The organism is Vibrio sp. NFR, from assembly GCF_027587095.1.
Classification (GTDB): Bacteria; Pseudomonadota; Gammaproteobacteria; order Enterobacterales; family Vibrionaceae; genus Vibrio; species Vibrio harveyi.
Window position 1 is genome coordinate 363616 of the sequence record NZ_JAPPTN010000004.1, and the last position, 15041, is coordinate 378656.

Below are 15041 nucleotides of genomic sequence, written 5' to 3' on the forward strand. Positions count from 1 at the left end.
ATTTTTATTGGATTATATGGCTGTATTGCGAAAACAGATACACGTGCAAAGTTATGTTTTCCAAGTCTATTTTATAATTGTGATCTTAATTCACGACGCGAAATGAATAGGAAATTAGCGTTCGCTCTTAAGCGTGACTTACTAGCAAAATTAGGCAAAAAGTTAACCAAAATCTATTTTTTGGAGCTCGCTCGCAACGATTTAATCAGGATTTAACCCTGTTCATATAAAAAGTTTGCACAACGTAGACATTGGGCTGGAACGCCAACTTATATAATGCGGGCTTACATAAATAGAGGTTATTTTTATGAAATTAAAAACAGTGTCAGCTTGCGCAATCTTGGTTTTGCTTGTCGGATGTCAGCAAAAAACTCAAGATGAAGCGACACAGTCAACAACCTCGGCAGATGTATGTAATACACAAGGAAATATGCCAGGTGGGTGGAACGAATTCGATGCTACCCCAGACGCTCAAAAGGCAATGGCCTTTGTCCTAAACAAAATGGAAACTCTCGCTTCGTTTAAACAGATCTTGTCCGTTCATGCACAAATTGTGAGTGGTGTGAACTACGCGATAGAGTTTGAATTGAATGACGGATCGGTTTGGAACACGGTTGTTTATCGCAACCTTGATGGTGAATATGCGATTACGCAATCACCGAAAGAAGGTCGCTTCTGCGAACAATAAATGCTTCGAAACTGAGAACCAAAAAGCCCCGCTATTTTACACCGTAATTTAGTGGGGCTTTTTGTTTATTCATATTTTCCAGTACTGATTAAGAATCAAATGCCATCTGAGACTTCACAGAAACTGTAGAACCAAGTCGCGACGGTTCGACATCAATGCGTTGCGCCATTTGCTCTTTCAGCTCGGAAACGTGAGAAATCACGCCAATCATGCGACCCGTTTGTTGTAAGTCGACCAAGGTTTGAATCGCAAGATCCAAAGATTCCGGATCTAAGCTGCCAAAACCTTCATCAATAAACAGCGTATCCAAGCGAATACCACCACTGTAAGACTGCACAACATCAGATAGACCGAGCGCTAATGCCAACGCTGCCATGAAAGATTCACCACCTGATAACGTCGCAACATCGCGCGTTTTACCTGTGTAGCTGTCCTCTACTACCAAATCCAAGCCTCGCCCTGCCGCACCTTTGAAGCCTTCAGTTTTACGAGCCAAGATATAACGGCCTTTGCTCATCAGGCTTAAACGCTGTGACGCTTGAATCAACACGTCGTCTAATAACACACCAAGGACAAATCGGTGCAAACTGATACGGCTACCCGTTTTACCGCTTGCAACGTCATACAAGGTACCAAACACTTTGTATTCGTCTTCTAACTTAGTGTTCTTGTCATGTAGCGTCGCGATGTCATTACGGACTTTCTCTAGACGTTCAAACAAAGAGCGCGTGCTATCAAGCTGATTGCGCGCTTCAACGTAACTTTGCTGGACACTGTTTAATTTAACGTTAAACCCTTCTAAATCAGGTAACGACAGGTCTTTCAACGTGGAGCTCAAGTCTGCCAAGGTTTGTTCTAGCTTGATTTGAGTTTGTTTGAACGCATCAATTTCTTTCTGCCAAATCTGCATCTCGGCTTCATCAACTTTACTTGCTAGGAATTGTGCTTCATCCTCGAATGCGCTCGTCTGCAACGCTTGCGCCCAATCAGTTTTGGCTGCGTTCAAACGCTCTAGTGCCTCATTCAACCACTGTTGATTGGTTGTCAGTTGGCTTTCAATATTGGTCTTCGCCAGCACGGCTTGTTGTAAATGGTTTTGTGCAGACTCGAATGCGGTATTCAACTCCGTAATCTGTTTTTGAATCGCAACAATGTCTTGCTCAAGAACTTCAAGAGATGAGTACTTGGCATCTAACGAAGCAGACAGTTTAGCCAGTTGCTCTTGGTTCACTTTTATGGTCGATTCATTCGCTACCATCTGGTTTTGCAGATCATTGATCTTACCTTCCCCAGTAACACAACGCTGGTTTAACTCATTGACGCTTTGTTCCAGCTGAACCAAGTTAATCGATGACAATTGCTGTAAACGTTCATTGAGCTGCTGCATAGACGCTTGCAACGCGCCTAAATCCATTGATGCGTTTTGGCCAAGCTCAACGGATAGTTGCTCAATCTGCTGCTTGTATTGTCCGACTGCGATATTGTGCTGCTCCAATTGATTGCTTAATTGGTTAAGCGCAACTTGCCCTTCTCGCTCCGTATTTCGAGCACGCTGAACTTGCTCTTTTGTTACCTCTTCACCAACAAATTGAGCGGGCTGAGGGTGTTCTACACTACCGCACACCGGACACATTTCACCGGCTTGTAAGCGCTGAGCTAAAACCGCAGCTTGAGCATTGTGCCAGCTCAATTCAAGTGTATCTGCTGAGCGTTGAAGTTCTACGTATCGCGCTTTTGCTTGGTCAACCAAAGCTTGTTTGCTAGGCGTCAATGCATCCAATTTCGCTAGCTCTTGGTTTAAGCCAGTGAGCTTCTGTAGGTCTTGCATCAAACGTTGTTGCTGTTTTATCTCTGCCTCTACGGTGCCAATACTTGCAACATCGACTCGAGCTTGATCCAGTGACTTCTGACCTTGTTGCGCCTCTAGCGTTAACTTCTCTTTCAGAGCGATATATTTTTTAAGCGTTGCCTCAAACTCAGATTTTTGCGTCAAACCTGCATTAATGGCTTTCTCTAGCTCTGACTTTTCAACCAACTTTCCTTTCATACCTTCAAGTTGGTATTGCTGCTCTGTCAGTTTTGGCAATTGTGCGGCTTGTTCTTTCGCGGTTTGCAATACGCCTTCTTTGGATTTTACCGCGTCATTTGCCACAGTAAGATCTTGAGATAGCTTAGCTACTTTTTGCTCAAGTTCTTGCGTTTGCTTGGAGGCGCTTTGTAACGTGACATAAGGCAACTCAACCTTGCTTGCCTTCTTCGCATTGTCTAATTGCAATTGACGTGATGAGACAGCATCGCTCTGTTCCAAATGTTGCTTCAATGCAATTTCGGCTTGCTCGCGCTTTTTAAACTCATTGCTCAGCGCTTCTGCTTTTTGCAGTTCAGTTTTTAGAGCATTTAATTGCGCCAGAGATTCTTGCTCTTGCTTTTGTACAGATTCAAATTGAACAGATAAGGCTTCGCGCTGCTCTGTCAACTCCGCTTCAGAAGAAACACCAGCCACCTGCAGTGCGCCTCGAATTTGGTTATCAAACTCGTCTTTGGCTTTACTAATAGCACTCGCTTTATCTTTCAGCGCATATTCAATTTTCTTGTAGATATCCGTTTGGAATAGCTGACCAAAGATCTCTTCCCGTTCTTTGGACGTCGCAAGTAACAACTCTCGGAACTTACCTTGTGGTAACACCATCACTTGGCGGAACTGAGTTTCGTTCAAGCCAATAATATTGGTCACTTCTGTCTTTACTTGCGTTGTTTTGCTAGTGATGAGCTTTGCTTCGTCCGTAATCTCATACAATGCTGCGGTATGCTTACGCACCGTCATGCCCTCACCACGCGCTTTTGGCGCTTCTTGTTCTGGTGAGCGAATCACTCGATAAGACTTACCGTGCAACGAGAACTCTAGTGTCACTTCAGTCAGTAACGTTGGTGCTGCCATATCGCAACGCATTTGAATACCTTGGCGCTCATTACCCGTCGTTTCACCATATAGAGCAAAACAAATCGCATCGAGGATCGAGGTTTTACCCGAACCAGTAGGACCGTTGATGAGAAACAAAGGGTTAGTTCCCAGTTTGTCGAACTCAATCGTTTCTGTTTGAGCAAACGGACCAAAAGCCTGCATTGTCAGTTTAATGGGTTTCATGTTTGGTCCTTACTGAGCTTGCTGAGAAAGTTGTTTGATGATGTCACTGATCGCTTGATCTTGTTCTTGCGATAATTGGCTGTCTTGCGCTTCCGAAAAGAAGTCTCGGAACATGTCTATCTCACTTCTCGCCAACTTCGCTTGCGCCATCCCCTGCTCGACACCAATTAACATGCCCGGTTTTTCTAGGTGCAAAACATTCGGGTAAACAGTACGTAGCTTTTCCATTGGGTTTAAGATTGCGTGCTTATCCATCAAACGTACCAACAAGTAGTCTTCGTTTTTCGGGTCGGTTTTGCCCTGCTCTATTACTTGTTCAAGTTCACCTTCAACGATTCGCATCTCATGAGGTGCAGTAAGGTTAAAGTGCTCTGCCGAGACAAACCCGTTTTGGTCAATTTCCACCAGCGTGAAACCTTTCTTCTGATTTTGTTCACCAAAACTGTATTTCATCAATGAGCCAGAATAACGAATGTATTCTTCGCCTTTTTTCTGTGGCTGATGCAAATGCCCCAACGCCACATAGTCAAAGTTGAGGAAATGCTCGTGACTGACGCGGTCGGAACCGCCAATCGAAAGTGGACGCTCAGATTCAGACTCAATGGCACCATCGACAAAGCAGTGGCTGACTAACACGTTGCGTTGCTCTGATTGGAACTGCTCAGCGATTTTTTCTGCAAGTAACTTGTGCGCTTGATCGTGGGTCGAAACGGGTTCTTGGTAGGCAAAACGGACTTGCTCAGGGTCGTTATAAGGCATGCCATAAAAAGCCACTTGCCCTGCGCTTTCGGTTTCAAGAACAACAGGGGGAAGCATGTCTTCGAAGTTACTGATAATGTGAAGGCCCGCATTTTTCATCTGCTCAGAGCCAAATCCCAAGCGCTCTGCACCATCATGGTTACCAGAAATCAAAATCATCGGCGTGTTTAGCTCACCACAGATTCGCTTTACTACTTTGTTAAGTAGCTCAATCGCAATGGTTGGTGGGACAGAACGGTCATAAATATCACCAGCAACTACCACCGCATCAACAGGGTTGTTTTCAATGTATTGGATTAACTGGTCAAGAACGGCTTGCTGATCGTCAAGCAAAGAGACGTTATGAAACTGTCGGCCAAGATGCCAATCTGAGGTATGGATAAACTTCATTCGAATTCACTTTCTGCCATCTACATGGCGTTATCTTATTATCCCCCTAGGATATCGTGAGTTCGTAAGCTTTTCATGTGGTTTGTGGCGTATGCTGAAGTTAAAGTATAAACGAGCTAATTGTGCGTTCTTCAAATCTACCAACCATAAGCATCTGAGATTTGGCGATATAGTTCCTCATACGCATCTTCTTCATTTTGACATTCAGTTACAGACGTAATTCTTCCTTGACTGTTGTATACAACTTGCCAAGAATCATCTCGATTGACCACACACAAACACTCACCATTTTTTAGTCCATCTAGGCTATGGGATTGATGAGGTACTTTTTTCAATTTATCAGCATTCATAACAAAGCGAACTAGTGTAGAGTTTTCATTATTCATTTGCGTTTATATCCTTTGCCTAATTTATTTGCACAAACCCGCTCATTATTTAGGGGGAAAAGACATGCCCTAAGAACTCGGTTTACCTATCTAAAAATTCTACGTCCAACCGCTCGACACAGAGGCAAATAAACTGACCATCCAAATATGCATAATCAGACTCTAAAAAACCATCACAAATCTTAAGTCCAGCGTCTATGGTCCCACCGCTTAGTCTACCTAATAGCTTATAAGCATAGGTACTATCGACCCTTGTCATACTAGTTTCGTCTGCACTTTCCTGCTCTGTTAATTCAAAGTCCAACATTTCAAATGCAACGGGATATTCTTGCCCAATATACAATTCATAGGGGCACACCCCGGCAAAACAGGTTAATTCGACACCATTAACTTCAAGCGTAACTTCTTCTTCAATATCTGGGTTTAAGCTAAGAACTCTTGCCTTGTGTGTGATCACTATTCAGCCAAACTGATTGTTTAAAAGATATCTATCTAGATCGATACTGGGTAAACAAAAGAGCCCACAAAGCGTGAGCTTGAGTTTTGCTATGCAGGACGGGTTAATCTCTGTGACTTTTAAGGACATTGCCGACCATTGACGCCATATCGATAATTTCGGCTCCCCCTAAATCCGCCATAACCTGTAAAAATACATGTAGATCTTCTTTGGTCATAGCATCTGCGGACTTCTTGCCCCCCATAAATAGGTAAGGGGTAAACACCATCACTTCTTCTTTACCCACTGGACCATGTTTTTTAATCGCAGACGGAAAGAGAGGTTTTGAACTAACTTCTACGTCTATATATTCTTTATCTTGAAAACCGAAAAAGCTTTGAATTGCAATATTAGCATCGCCTTTAGAAATGTCTTTTGCGTGTCCTTGATTTGTCATTATCCAATTTAAGTGTGTCGCTATATCGAGTGACGCACCTGTTCGCTCTCCCCACAAATAGAGTTGACCATAGGCGCTTCGAGCGATCACATGGTAGTTGTCATAGTGTGCGAACTCTGTATCGTCGAGAAAAGATTCAAGCACATCTTCAAATTCTGCGGGATTAGTGATCCAGAATAGACCATCGTTAAAGCCAGAGAAACCGACCATTTGCCAGTATTTAAGTAGCTGATCTGGAAGTATGCCTCGATATGCTTCAACTTGTTGGTCAGTCGCCTGAATATGTTCGGTCGGCTTGCCAAACTCTTCTATAAACATTTCAAAATATTCGTCATTCAACTTATTTAATTCCACGTAATGGGCAGCGATCCAGCGAAACATTCATTTGGGTATCTGGTCCTAAAGTTTCGAATGCACGTTGCGCTTGCTCATCCGCCTGAGATAAGCGCGATTTTGTGCACCACTGAGATCCCCGCCGGATATCGTGAGTTCGTAAGTTTTTCATGTGGTTTGTTTTGGACGCAACTTTAAGAATACAAATTATTTCCCCGAAAGAAGTGGTATCCTGATTATCAAAATTTTCGCCCAGACACTGCTCGATTCAATTACACTCCCTTCCTAATTTCTTCTTTAAGCTGAACTAATGAGTTTACGTTAGCTAACTCCAGATGAAATGAGTAATCCATGTCAACCACTTGGAGAGGTATCATGAGCAGAGTTTTCAATTGAAGAACAAAATCTAGACTATTATCATCAATTCCATCGACAGTTATTGTTTCGAGGTCATCACTCAATCGAACAATGTAACTCTCATTATTTACAGCGTACTCTGCCTCAAAAACAGAGCCAATAAAATTTCCTTCTTTGTCATTTCTAACACCTACTATCTTTCTAATTTGTTGAACAACGGTATCTTTATCAAATTGTTCATTTTCACCAATAAATAGTAATAGTTTACTCATATCATCCCCCTCCTGACTCTTTGATTGATGTCCTAACAACCTTAACATGCCCTGGTATTTTATATTTTTCGATTAGTGACTGAAAATAAGGCTTTGCTAGAGGCTCATTAATTCTCACCTCCAACTTGTTAAACGGAACCTCAGAATCCTTTAAAACAGCTTTCAATCGTTCAAATTCATGTGCTTGCTCCTTGCGAATTTTTTCACGCAAAAATGGCGGAATCTTAGAGTCTTCAATAAAAGGACTTCTGCTCTTTTTATCAACAAACTTTGCTTCAAGAATTACAGTTCCTTCATAGCCATCAATGTCTATTGATGTCCCCCCTCCAAAGACTCGATAATTCCGAGGCCCAGTCTGTTCTATTTCAAACAGATTGGCAGGTCGGTTTGAAGGCGTGACTTTACTATAAAGCCGTGACACATAATCGTCTATATGCGTACTTACATTATCCGCGATATTATTGCCATGACCTTCAATTTTGTCGAGCTCACTGACATACTTAGTCGCCATAGCCCCTTGCCCGACAACAGGAACCATTGCAGAAAGTGACATTCCCGCGTTAACAAAGTCACCAGTTACTCCATACAAAAAAGTATTAACTGCGTCAGGAATAATTCCGACTCCGGGCAGCATACCCGCGGCATCGAGTGCCATATGAACATCGTTAATACTTAAAGCTGAATGATGCGGGGACGAATACGCATGTAGCTTGTAACTAGGTGAAGCTTGAGTAATTGTAGCTTGATAATTCCCCGAGCCCATTGCGTAGTACACCGACTTCTCAGGCGAATTATCGTTGCGCCCCGCTAGAACTGTATGCGACTCCTCTTTTGCACATAAACCCAAAGGATCAACCCACGAGACAGGGTTTGGTGCGAATTGATAGTGGTTAGTTCCACCAAGCAGCCCTAGGGGATCGGGTTGGATAAATCGACCTATTTGAGGATCATAATAGCGTGCTAAATTGTAATGCAGACCAGTCTCAATATCGAAGTACTGCCCCTGTAAGCGAAGGTTGTTTTTAACCGTCTCGATTTCAACGTGAGCAAATCCAAAGGTATCGTATGTTGCTTGCCAAACTACCTGCCCTTTAGAGTCCACCAAACGTTCTGGGGTTCCGATTTGATTACATTGGAAAAAATAACACTTGCCGTTTTCAATAAGAGCAAGCGGAACTACGCTGTTTGGTTGATATAGATACCACCGATAACCCGAACGCGAATACTCGCCGACTAGATGACTTCCTTGCCAAATAAACTCGGTGGTTCCATTTTCGCTGATTTGCTTCGTTCTGCGTCCTAGTGCATCATATTCAAATTGACACAACCGCCCTTCAGTCTCGACACTGATTAACTGTCCTTTTGCATCATAAGCACAATGCTGTTCCCACCCATTGCCTTGAGTGCGAATTCTATTGCCTAGCTCATCGTAGTCGTACCTTACGCCGTTATATTCAACCAGCCGATCATAGTCTAGCTGTGCACTTTCATCATTAAAATTACCAAAACTGTCAAAGGAATATGACTTTTCTAAAGTCTGTGTTTTTACTCTTTCTAATTGCCCAAGTTCATCATAACGGTAATGCAACGCCCCCTTTTCACTATCAACGATAAGAGACAATAAATGCTGCGCGTTGTAATGATACTTACGCTCGAAACCAGTCCATATTTGGCGCTTCAAGCGACCTATTCCATCGAACTCTCTTAGCTCTTTTCCCGCGCTATAAGTGATTATCGATAAACGTTGTAATTCATCGTATTCAAACTTAATTGAATCTTCTCTCTCAGAGCCGTTTGAATGAATCGTTAATCCACATACCGTGCCAAATTGGTCATGCTCATATAGCACCTCTGTTCCATCGTCATAGCGTTGAGAACGAAGTAAACCGTTATCTTGGTATTGATTGACGAAAGAAAAGCGTCCCTGCTCCTCACTCACCAATTTCGTGCCAGAATACGTATATGAAATATTAGAGAAACGGTTGTGCGCGCGAGTTAATTTACCACCTAGAGTATGTTGGTAATGGTTCTCTACACTTCGATTTTTGCCACTGGCTTTAACTTTTGCAACCTGTCCAAGCTCATCATATTGAAACGAGATCAGAATAGAGCAATGTGATATTTGACTTAACCTTTCAGCTCGGTCATAGGTGTAATTGGTTTTAATTCGATCGAAGTTAATTGTCTGGCTTATATGACCGTCAGGTGTGTACTCAAACTCATATTTGCAGCCATCCGAGCGCTCAATGCTCGTCAGGTTTCTTTCCGAATCATAAGAAAAAGAAAAAGCACTCTGATCTTGTTTCACTATCGCTGTTGGCTGGGCTAGATGCCCCCAAACAATATCTATAGAACCTCGTGGCGTGCAGATCTGTTTAACTCGACCAAAATCATCATATCCGTAACGATGCTCTCGAAATGTTTGATCTTTTTTACTTTGAAAATATAAACGGGTAAGTAAGTTGTTTTCGTGTCGCTCAAAACCAGCAATCAAATCATGGGGATAAGAGATACCATTGATACGTTCATATTCGTCATAGCTATAACGAACCAAACACTGGTTTACTTTCTTTGCTAGCAGCTGGTTTGCCTCACTCCACCACCATTGAGTACGAGTTCCAACATCGCTGTTCTGCTCTACTTGTCGACCGTGTTTATCAAACAACGAATGTTCTTTTAGCCCGTTTTTGTATTGGTGCATGACCAACTGACCTAAAGCATTAAACTCTCTTATCTCAACTTCACCGTCAGGAAAACAATGCTTTATACATTGACCAAATTCATTGTATTCAAAATCTTCGATCGCCCCTGAAGAATGCACTTTTTGCTTCATCAAGCCAAACTCATCGTAGAAGTGGAAAGTGTAGCTTTTATCCGGATTAGTCGTGCACGCTAACCTCCCCATAGAATCGTGCTCATATGCCATAAGTCTGGATTCAGGGCTTATGCATTCAAGCAATTTTCCATTTTCATCATGCTTATATTGCCATCGGTTTCCTAACGAGTCCCAGTAAGTTGACTCGTATAACCCGATATCAAACCGATAGTCATAGACGCCTTCATCCCCCCAATTTCGAACACATTTTGCATCTTTTCCTTCACCCAACCATTCAAAATAATGAGAAAAGCCAGTCGCTCGCGTTCGCTTAACCAGTAGGTTCGAGTCGTTGTATTGATACTTTTCTATGAGACCGTTTTCGTTCTTGGCACAGATTAAGCGACTACCTGCATCGTAATCATATTTTGCTAACACGTGGTTTGTTTTGGGGGTTCTGATTTCTACAAGCAATCCATGTTCGTCGTACTGAAGTTCAAGTTTTGGTTTCTGGTTGACACTGACTCCAACCACTCTGTGATTGCGAGAGTATTCAAGGTTCACGGTTTTCATGTGACCCAGACGAACTTCACGTGCGACCCACAACTCGTCTTTCAAATAAAACTTAATTTGAACTTCGTTTCTCAATGACACGAGTCGATAACCATTTTTGTGGAACAGGCAGCTTGCACCAGAATAAGCTTGACAACTAATTCCGCCGATCTCCACACTAGGAAATTGAATCGTGTCTCCTACTTCATCCATAAAAAGCCAACCTACCACGTTAGACTTTTCATCTAATACATCCATTAGCTCGTATTGAAATATATGCCTCCAGCCAAAGCCTAAAGATGTACTCGTATCACAGAGAGAAGAGCGATACGTACGTAACCACGTCAAATGAAAAGGTAATCTAACATCCACTAAAGATAAGTGTTCTTCACCTGTCACCATCGACACGGGATCGCCAGCTTTAACATGACGTTTACTGCTTTCATCTTGAGGAGAGAGACTTACAGAACTGCTCGCATTAACACGTTCAGAACGCGACAATACCCTCGCACCTTTTGACGCCTTTAGAGCGACAGGTTGTGGGATATTCGTTGGTGGATAGAATGTTTTAGGGAGTAACTTAGGCAGTTCTGATACAAACAAAACACGATCATATAACCCTTTAGCGAGTAGCTGGTCGAGCTCTTCTATGCCTTTATCTTCATACTCATGAGCAAATGACACTTCTTTACTCGTCCAAGAGGCGATTTCTCTTAGGTCATCCAATGATGCAAAATGAAATTGCTCAATAAAAACCGCTGCACAGTTTTCGGTGCCAAATTCTTTTTCAATACCAACATTTAAACGTTGATGAGAAAAGCAAAATACGGCACCACTTAACGCTTTAAGTTTGACAATCCGTTGTAAGTTCATCTCTTCAAGTTACTCATTAACCCAGCGATACAAAACGCCTACGGCATATCCATACCGTTCAACGTCAATTTGCAATCCGCAATAATTTGATATGTTTCTATTTGCTTGCTGCTGGTAAACACAGAGCGCTTTTAATAAACCATTACAAGGACCTAAGGGACCCGTGATCGAATCTATTAGCTGATAGGAAGCATCCGCTGTTATCCAAGGAGATAAGAACTGAATAGACTCCAGCCATACTGGCTCTTCTCCTTCTATAGACAGAGCGAGTTCGTCTAGAAGATGAGTACAAACAAGCCCCAATTGTTTGGTGATATTTGATGTCGCCGTATCAGTCCCTTCAAAGTCCAAATCAACAGCAACCTTGTAAGGACGTAGTCCTCTATGCCCCATGGAACAACGTGCCATAACTAACGAATCAAGACCATATCCAGAATCGATTGCGTTTATAGCGACGACCCACACTGAGTTATTTTTTTTGACCGAGCGTTCAATACTGTTAAGAGCCATCAAAAAAGAGGCATTACCATATGGATAAAGGGCAATTTTATCCGCCTCGACTTTGCTAAATATCGACAAAAACGAAGCGATAACTCTTCGCAGAATGTTCTTATCGGTGATATTTGGCAGCAACAAGAAAACATGACCTGAAATATCCCGCTTGCTCAGATAGTTAGAATAAGAATCAAGCGTATCAATAATAGAGAGAGAGTCGATCTCTTCAAAGTTCGATACAGAGAATTCTGACGGCTTTAACGTATGATTAGTGAGCTGCGATATTAAAAATTCTTGGTCTCCCAATAAACACAAGCTTGGCTGAAACATAAGCCCCATCTATCCACCAATGACTACCGTTGGGTTGCCGACTAAAATTTTACCGCCGTGAGATGTCGAATCCCCTAGCCGTGCTGCCGGTTTCCCGTTGATTTTCACGCTAGAAGACCCCGAAGAGATACTATCTGGTGGGCCAACGCAAATTAGCTTATCGCCTTTTCGTGCTGCAGGAAGACCTGTGATTTTTACGTTTGGAGACCCCATTATGACAGGTCCTCCGACGTGAGGAATTTTCCCTGTCTTTTTGGGACATATGTGAAAGCTACCTATTATTGCTGCTGGTTTTCCCATTTCTTCGCGCCTTAATTAAGAGAAATTTGCCCGGCTTTTAGTGCGATGGCAGAGCCATTAATCGAGATCTTATTGCCCTTAATATTGATCTCGCCAGAACTCGACATTTGAATCGACGCCCCACCAACCTTAATTTCAATACTTTTTCCTGCATTAATTGATAATGCCTTACCGACATCTAAAGATTGATTCTCACCTACTTTAAGGTCGGCACTTTTACCCACTTCTTGGCGCAATTCATTGGTGACTTTTTCTTTTTTATTGTTCTCTATAGAAATATCTGCACAGTCTTCGACTACCATTTGAAACAGCTTTTCTGCGTGTAAGTAGACATGCTCATCACCAGGCTTGTCTTCAAACCGAAGCTCATTGAAGTTATTTCCCTCTTTCTGTACAGAGCGAGATTTGTAACCACTTTGAGAAGCTTGGTCCGGTAATTTGTATGGTGTCTCTTGAGTTCCATTGTAAAGAGAGCCGGTAACTATAGGCTGATCCGGGTCGCCATTAACAAAATCGACAATGACCTCTTGACCAACTCTTGGGTGGAAAATACTACCCCAGCCATTACCCGCGCTCGCGTGCGCAACGCGAATCCAGCATGAGCTGTTAGCATCATATTTACCTTGTCTATCCCAATGAAACTGAACTTTAATTCGTCCATGCTTATCAAGGTAAATCTCACCATCCTCATTTCCAGTAACAATCGCGGTTTGAAGACCTCTAACTTGAGGTCTTCGAATATGAGTTTTTGGACGAAGCATGGTTTTTGAACCGACGCAGTGGAAAGACATTTTAAAACCTTGAGCTGACGTCCCACCTTGCCCGGTTTGATTGAGCACTGATGCAGACATGGAAATCGAAGAAAGGACAAACTCTTTACCTACACGGCTTACATCTTCATGTTTTTTAAATTTAAATAATTTACCAACAGTAAAGGTTCTGCAACTTGCTTCACCACTACATTGATAAGCATCTTGTTGTAACGATTCAATTGCATGCTTATTGCGTAAGGAAAAATCATCTTTAGTCTCAGTTTCCGCGAGATACTCATAGTGCTCACTAACTGGTACCGAAAAATATTCACTCTTTCCATTCGCTTGGTGCATCGGATGAGACAAAGGCTTAAGCATATCAAAGCCTGCTTTACATGTTTTTTTAGTCGTCAGTGTTTGGGTCTCATTCCATGAACTAATGTGGCTTACTTCACTCGTACCTGTTGAATGATTAACAAAGAACTCTTCCCCTGACTCGTAGTAATCAGCGTCATCAAAAAATTCAATAACATGGGAAGATTCTGTATGCGAAAAGCAATAAGCAACTCCCTCTTCAGACAGTAACCGCTCTATAAATGCCAGATCAGTTTCGTCATATTGAACTTTATACGCATACTTGGGGTAACTTCTTAGAGTTTTAAAACTGAACTCAACATCATGTTCTGATAAAATCAATGAAATTATTTCTTCTATGCTTTTATTTTGAAAAATACGGCAGTTAGTGCGGTAATCAGAAAATCGAATTTTAGGCTCGATATACAAATCTATGTTTTTGTAATTCTCACCATGCTCAACTGTAGTAACCCTTGAACCAGTTAATCTGGCTCTAGATACAACCCCATGAAAATAACGAGGTTTAGCGCTAACAGATGGATGATTATCCATCGTGATCAAGACCTCTTTTCCAATGATGTTATTCAATTCCTCATGTTGGTCGTTAAAATAAGCATGAGCATACAATGAAAAAAGTTGGGATGCAGTCTCTTTATATTCAAAGGAATTAAGAATTAACGTATCACTCCCAAATGGTGAAGAAATTCGTATAAAGTTATTTTTCTGAGATGCTTTTTTCATTAGATACTTCTTTATAAAATAGCGGGAAGAAAGCTCTTCCCGCAATACAATTACATTTGCTGACCTTTAACACCGCTGTAGCCATATACTAATGGCGCAGATGTGTTGTTCTTATCGTCAGTAGGTGTAACTGTCATCATCATTTCAGTGTAAGAAATAGTGATTGTTTCAATTGGACGATCGTCCTGGATTGACACAGAGTAATTTGAAATCATTGCATCGGTAAGTTCGATTTTCATGATCTCTTCTACCTTTTCACCTTGCTTGGTGATGTGGAATACCGCTGGTTTACCTTTACCAATGGTAGCTTCTTTAAATAGGTCCGGTGATGAACGGTCTTGAAGCTTAGTGATCGTCAAATCGTATAGACGTGTTGCACTTGCTTCGCGGTCCATCGCTGTACCAGTGTACGATGAAATTTCACGACCAACACTCCAATCTACAGATAGTAGAGTAATTAGATCCTTGTACTGTTCGGCTGTTGCCTCACCTTTAATATCTGCATATTTAAGATACGTGTTAGACTGCATGCTAATCTCCTATAGCATTATTAATGACATATTACATAGTAATTTTATATTTTAATCATCAATTAAAACTAATGAT

The 15041-nt window shown here is 41.9% G+C and carries 12 protein-coding genes; 1 reads left to right on the plus strand and 11 read right to left on the minus strand.

Features of this window, described 5'->3' with window-relative positions:
- Window positions 1-307: 307 nt before the first annotated feature.
- Complete coding sequence (locus OH463_RS10375; RefSeq protein ID WP_009699049.1) at window positions 308-688, plus strand: cystatin domain-containing protein; 381 nt, start codon at window positions 308-310, stop codon at window positions 686-688.
- Between the two features lie 88 nt (window positions 689-776).
- On the opposite strand, the gene OH463_RS10380 is transcribed toward OH463_RS10375, so the two are convergent.
- The 11 genes from OH463_RS10380 to OH463_RS10430 all read right to left on the minus strand — a co-directional run bounded on the left by OH463_RS10380 (window position 777) and on the right by OH463_RS10430 (window position 14965).
- Complete coding sequence (locus OH463_RS10380; protein WP_269991222.1) at window positions 777-3833, minus strand: AAA family ATPase; 3057 nt, start codon at window positions 3831-3833, stop codon at window positions 777-779.
- A gap of 9 nt (window positions 3834-3842) precedes the next feature.
- Window positions 3843-4982 carry an exonuclease SbcCD subunit D gene (locus tag OH463_RS10385; RefSeq protein WP_269991223.1) on the minus strand — a complete coding sequence of 380 codons (1140 nt, stop codon included), beginning with the start codon at window positions 4980-4982 and terminating at the stop codon, window positions 3843-3845.
- A gap of 137 nt (window positions 4983-5119) precedes the next feature.
- The gene (locus OH463_RS10390; protein ID WP_269991224.1) at window positions 5120-5368 is read right to left on the minus strand and encodes a hypothetical protein; all 249 of its coding nucleotides are present in this window, start codon (window positions 5366-5368) and stop codon (window positions 5120-5122) included.
- 82 nt (window positions 5369-5450) lie between these two features.
- Window positions 5451-5825, minus strand: coding sequence for a hypothetical protein (locus OH463_RS10395; RefSeq protein ID WP_005447018.1), 375 nt, complete (start codon window positions 5823-5825; stop codon window positions 5451-5453).
- A 103-nt stretch (window positions 5826-5928) separates the two neighbouring features.
- Window positions 5929-6642 carry a GAD-like domain-containing protein gene (locus OH463_RS10400; protein ID WP_269991225.1) on the minus strand — a complete coding sequence of 238 codons (714 nt, stop codon included), beginning with the start codon at window positions 6640-6642 and terminating at the stop codon, window positions 5929-5931.
- A 224-nt stretch (window positions 6643-6866) separates the two neighbouring features.
- Window positions 6867-7223: a hypothetical protein gene (locus tag OH463_RS10405; protein ID WP_005447021.1), complete on the minus strand. Its 357-nt coding sequence runs from the start codon at window positions 7221-7223 to the stop codon at window positions 6867-6869.
- A gap of 1 nt (window position 7224) precedes the next feature.
- Window positions 7225-11463 carry an RHS repeat-associated core domain-containing protein gene (locus OH463_RS10410; protein WP_269991226.1) on the minus strand — a complete coding sequence of 1413 codons (4239 nt, stop codon included), beginning with the start codon at window positions 11461-11463 and terminating at the stop codon, window positions 7225-7227.
- A gap of 9 nt (window positions 11464-11472) precedes the next feature.
- The gene (locus OH463_RS10415; RefSeq protein WP_269991227.1) at window positions 11473-12288 is read right to left on the minus strand and encodes an NAD/NADP transhydrogenase beta subunit; all 816 of its coding nucleotides are present in this window, start codon (window positions 12286-12288) and stop codon (window positions 11473-11475) included.
- A gap of 9 nt (window positions 12289-12297) precedes the next feature.
- Window positions 12298-12588, minus strand: a complete 291-nt coding sequence (locus tag OH463_RS10420; protein WP_005447025.1) for a PAAR domain-containing protein — start codon at window positions 12586-12588, stop codon at window positions 12298-12300.
- A gap of 11 nt (window positions 12589-12599) precedes the next feature.
- Window positions 12600-14435: a type VI secretion system tip protein TssI/VgrG gene (tssI, locus tag OH463_RS10425; protein WP_005447027.1), complete on the minus strand. Its 1836-nt coding sequence runs from the start codon at window positions 14433-14435 to the stop codon at window positions 12600-12602.
- Window positions 14436-14485: 50 nt separating this feature from the next.
- Window positions 14486-14965: an Hcp family type VI secretion system effector gene (locus tag OH463_RS10430; RefSeq protein ID WP_005447029.1), complete on the minus strand. Its 480-nt coding sequence runs from the start codon at window positions 14963-14965 to the stop codon at window positions 14486-14488.
- Between the last annotated feature and the right edge of the window lie 76 nt (window positions 14966-15041).

Bases quoted from the DNA above. Each gene is read 5' to 3' on its own strand.
- tssI (WP_005447027.1), bottom strand. From the start codon at position 14,435: ATGAAAAAAGCATCTCAGAAAAATAACTTTATACGAATTTCTTCACCA.
- OH463_RS10400 (WP_269991225.1), bottom strand. From the start codon at position 6,642: ATGTTTCGCTGGATCGCTGCCCATTACGTGGAATTAAATAAGTTGAAT.
- OH463_RS10385 (WP_269991223.1), bottom strand. From the start codon at position 4,982: ATGAAGTTTATCCATACCTCAGATTGGCATCTTGGCCGACAGTTTCAT.
- OH463_RS10375 (WP_009699049.1), top strand. From the start codon at position 308: ATGAAATTAAAAACAGTGTCAGCTTGCGCAATCTTGGTTTTGCTTGTC.
- OH463_RS10415 (WP_269991227.1), bottom strand. From the start codon at position 12,288: ATGTTTCAGCCAAGCTTGTGTTTATTGGGAGACCAAGAATTTTTAATA.
- OH463_RS10410 (WP_269991226.1), bottom strand. From the start codon at position 11,463: ATGAACTTACAACGGATTGTCAAACTTAAAGCGTTAAGTGGTGCCGTA.
- OH463_RS10430 (WP_005447029.1), bottom strand. From the start codon at position 14,965: ATGCAGTCTAACACGTATCTTAAATATGCAGATATTAAAGGTGAGGCA.
- OH463_RS10380 (WP_269991222.1), bottom strand. From the start codon at position 3,833: ATGAAACCCATTAAACTGACAATGCAGGCTTTTGGTCCGTTTGCTCAA.
- OH463_RS10405 (WP_005447021.1), bottom strand. From the start codon at position 7,223: ATGAGTAAACTATTACTATTTATTGGTGAAAATGAACAATTTGATAAA.
- OH463_RS10390 (WP_269991224.1), bottom strand. From the start codon at position 5,368: ATGAATAATGAAAACTCTACACTAGTTCGCTTTGTTATGAATGCTGAT.
- OH463_RS10420 (WP_005447025.1), bottom strand. From the start codon at position 12,588: ATGGGAAAACCAGCAGCAATAATAGGTAGCTTTCACATATGTCCCAAA.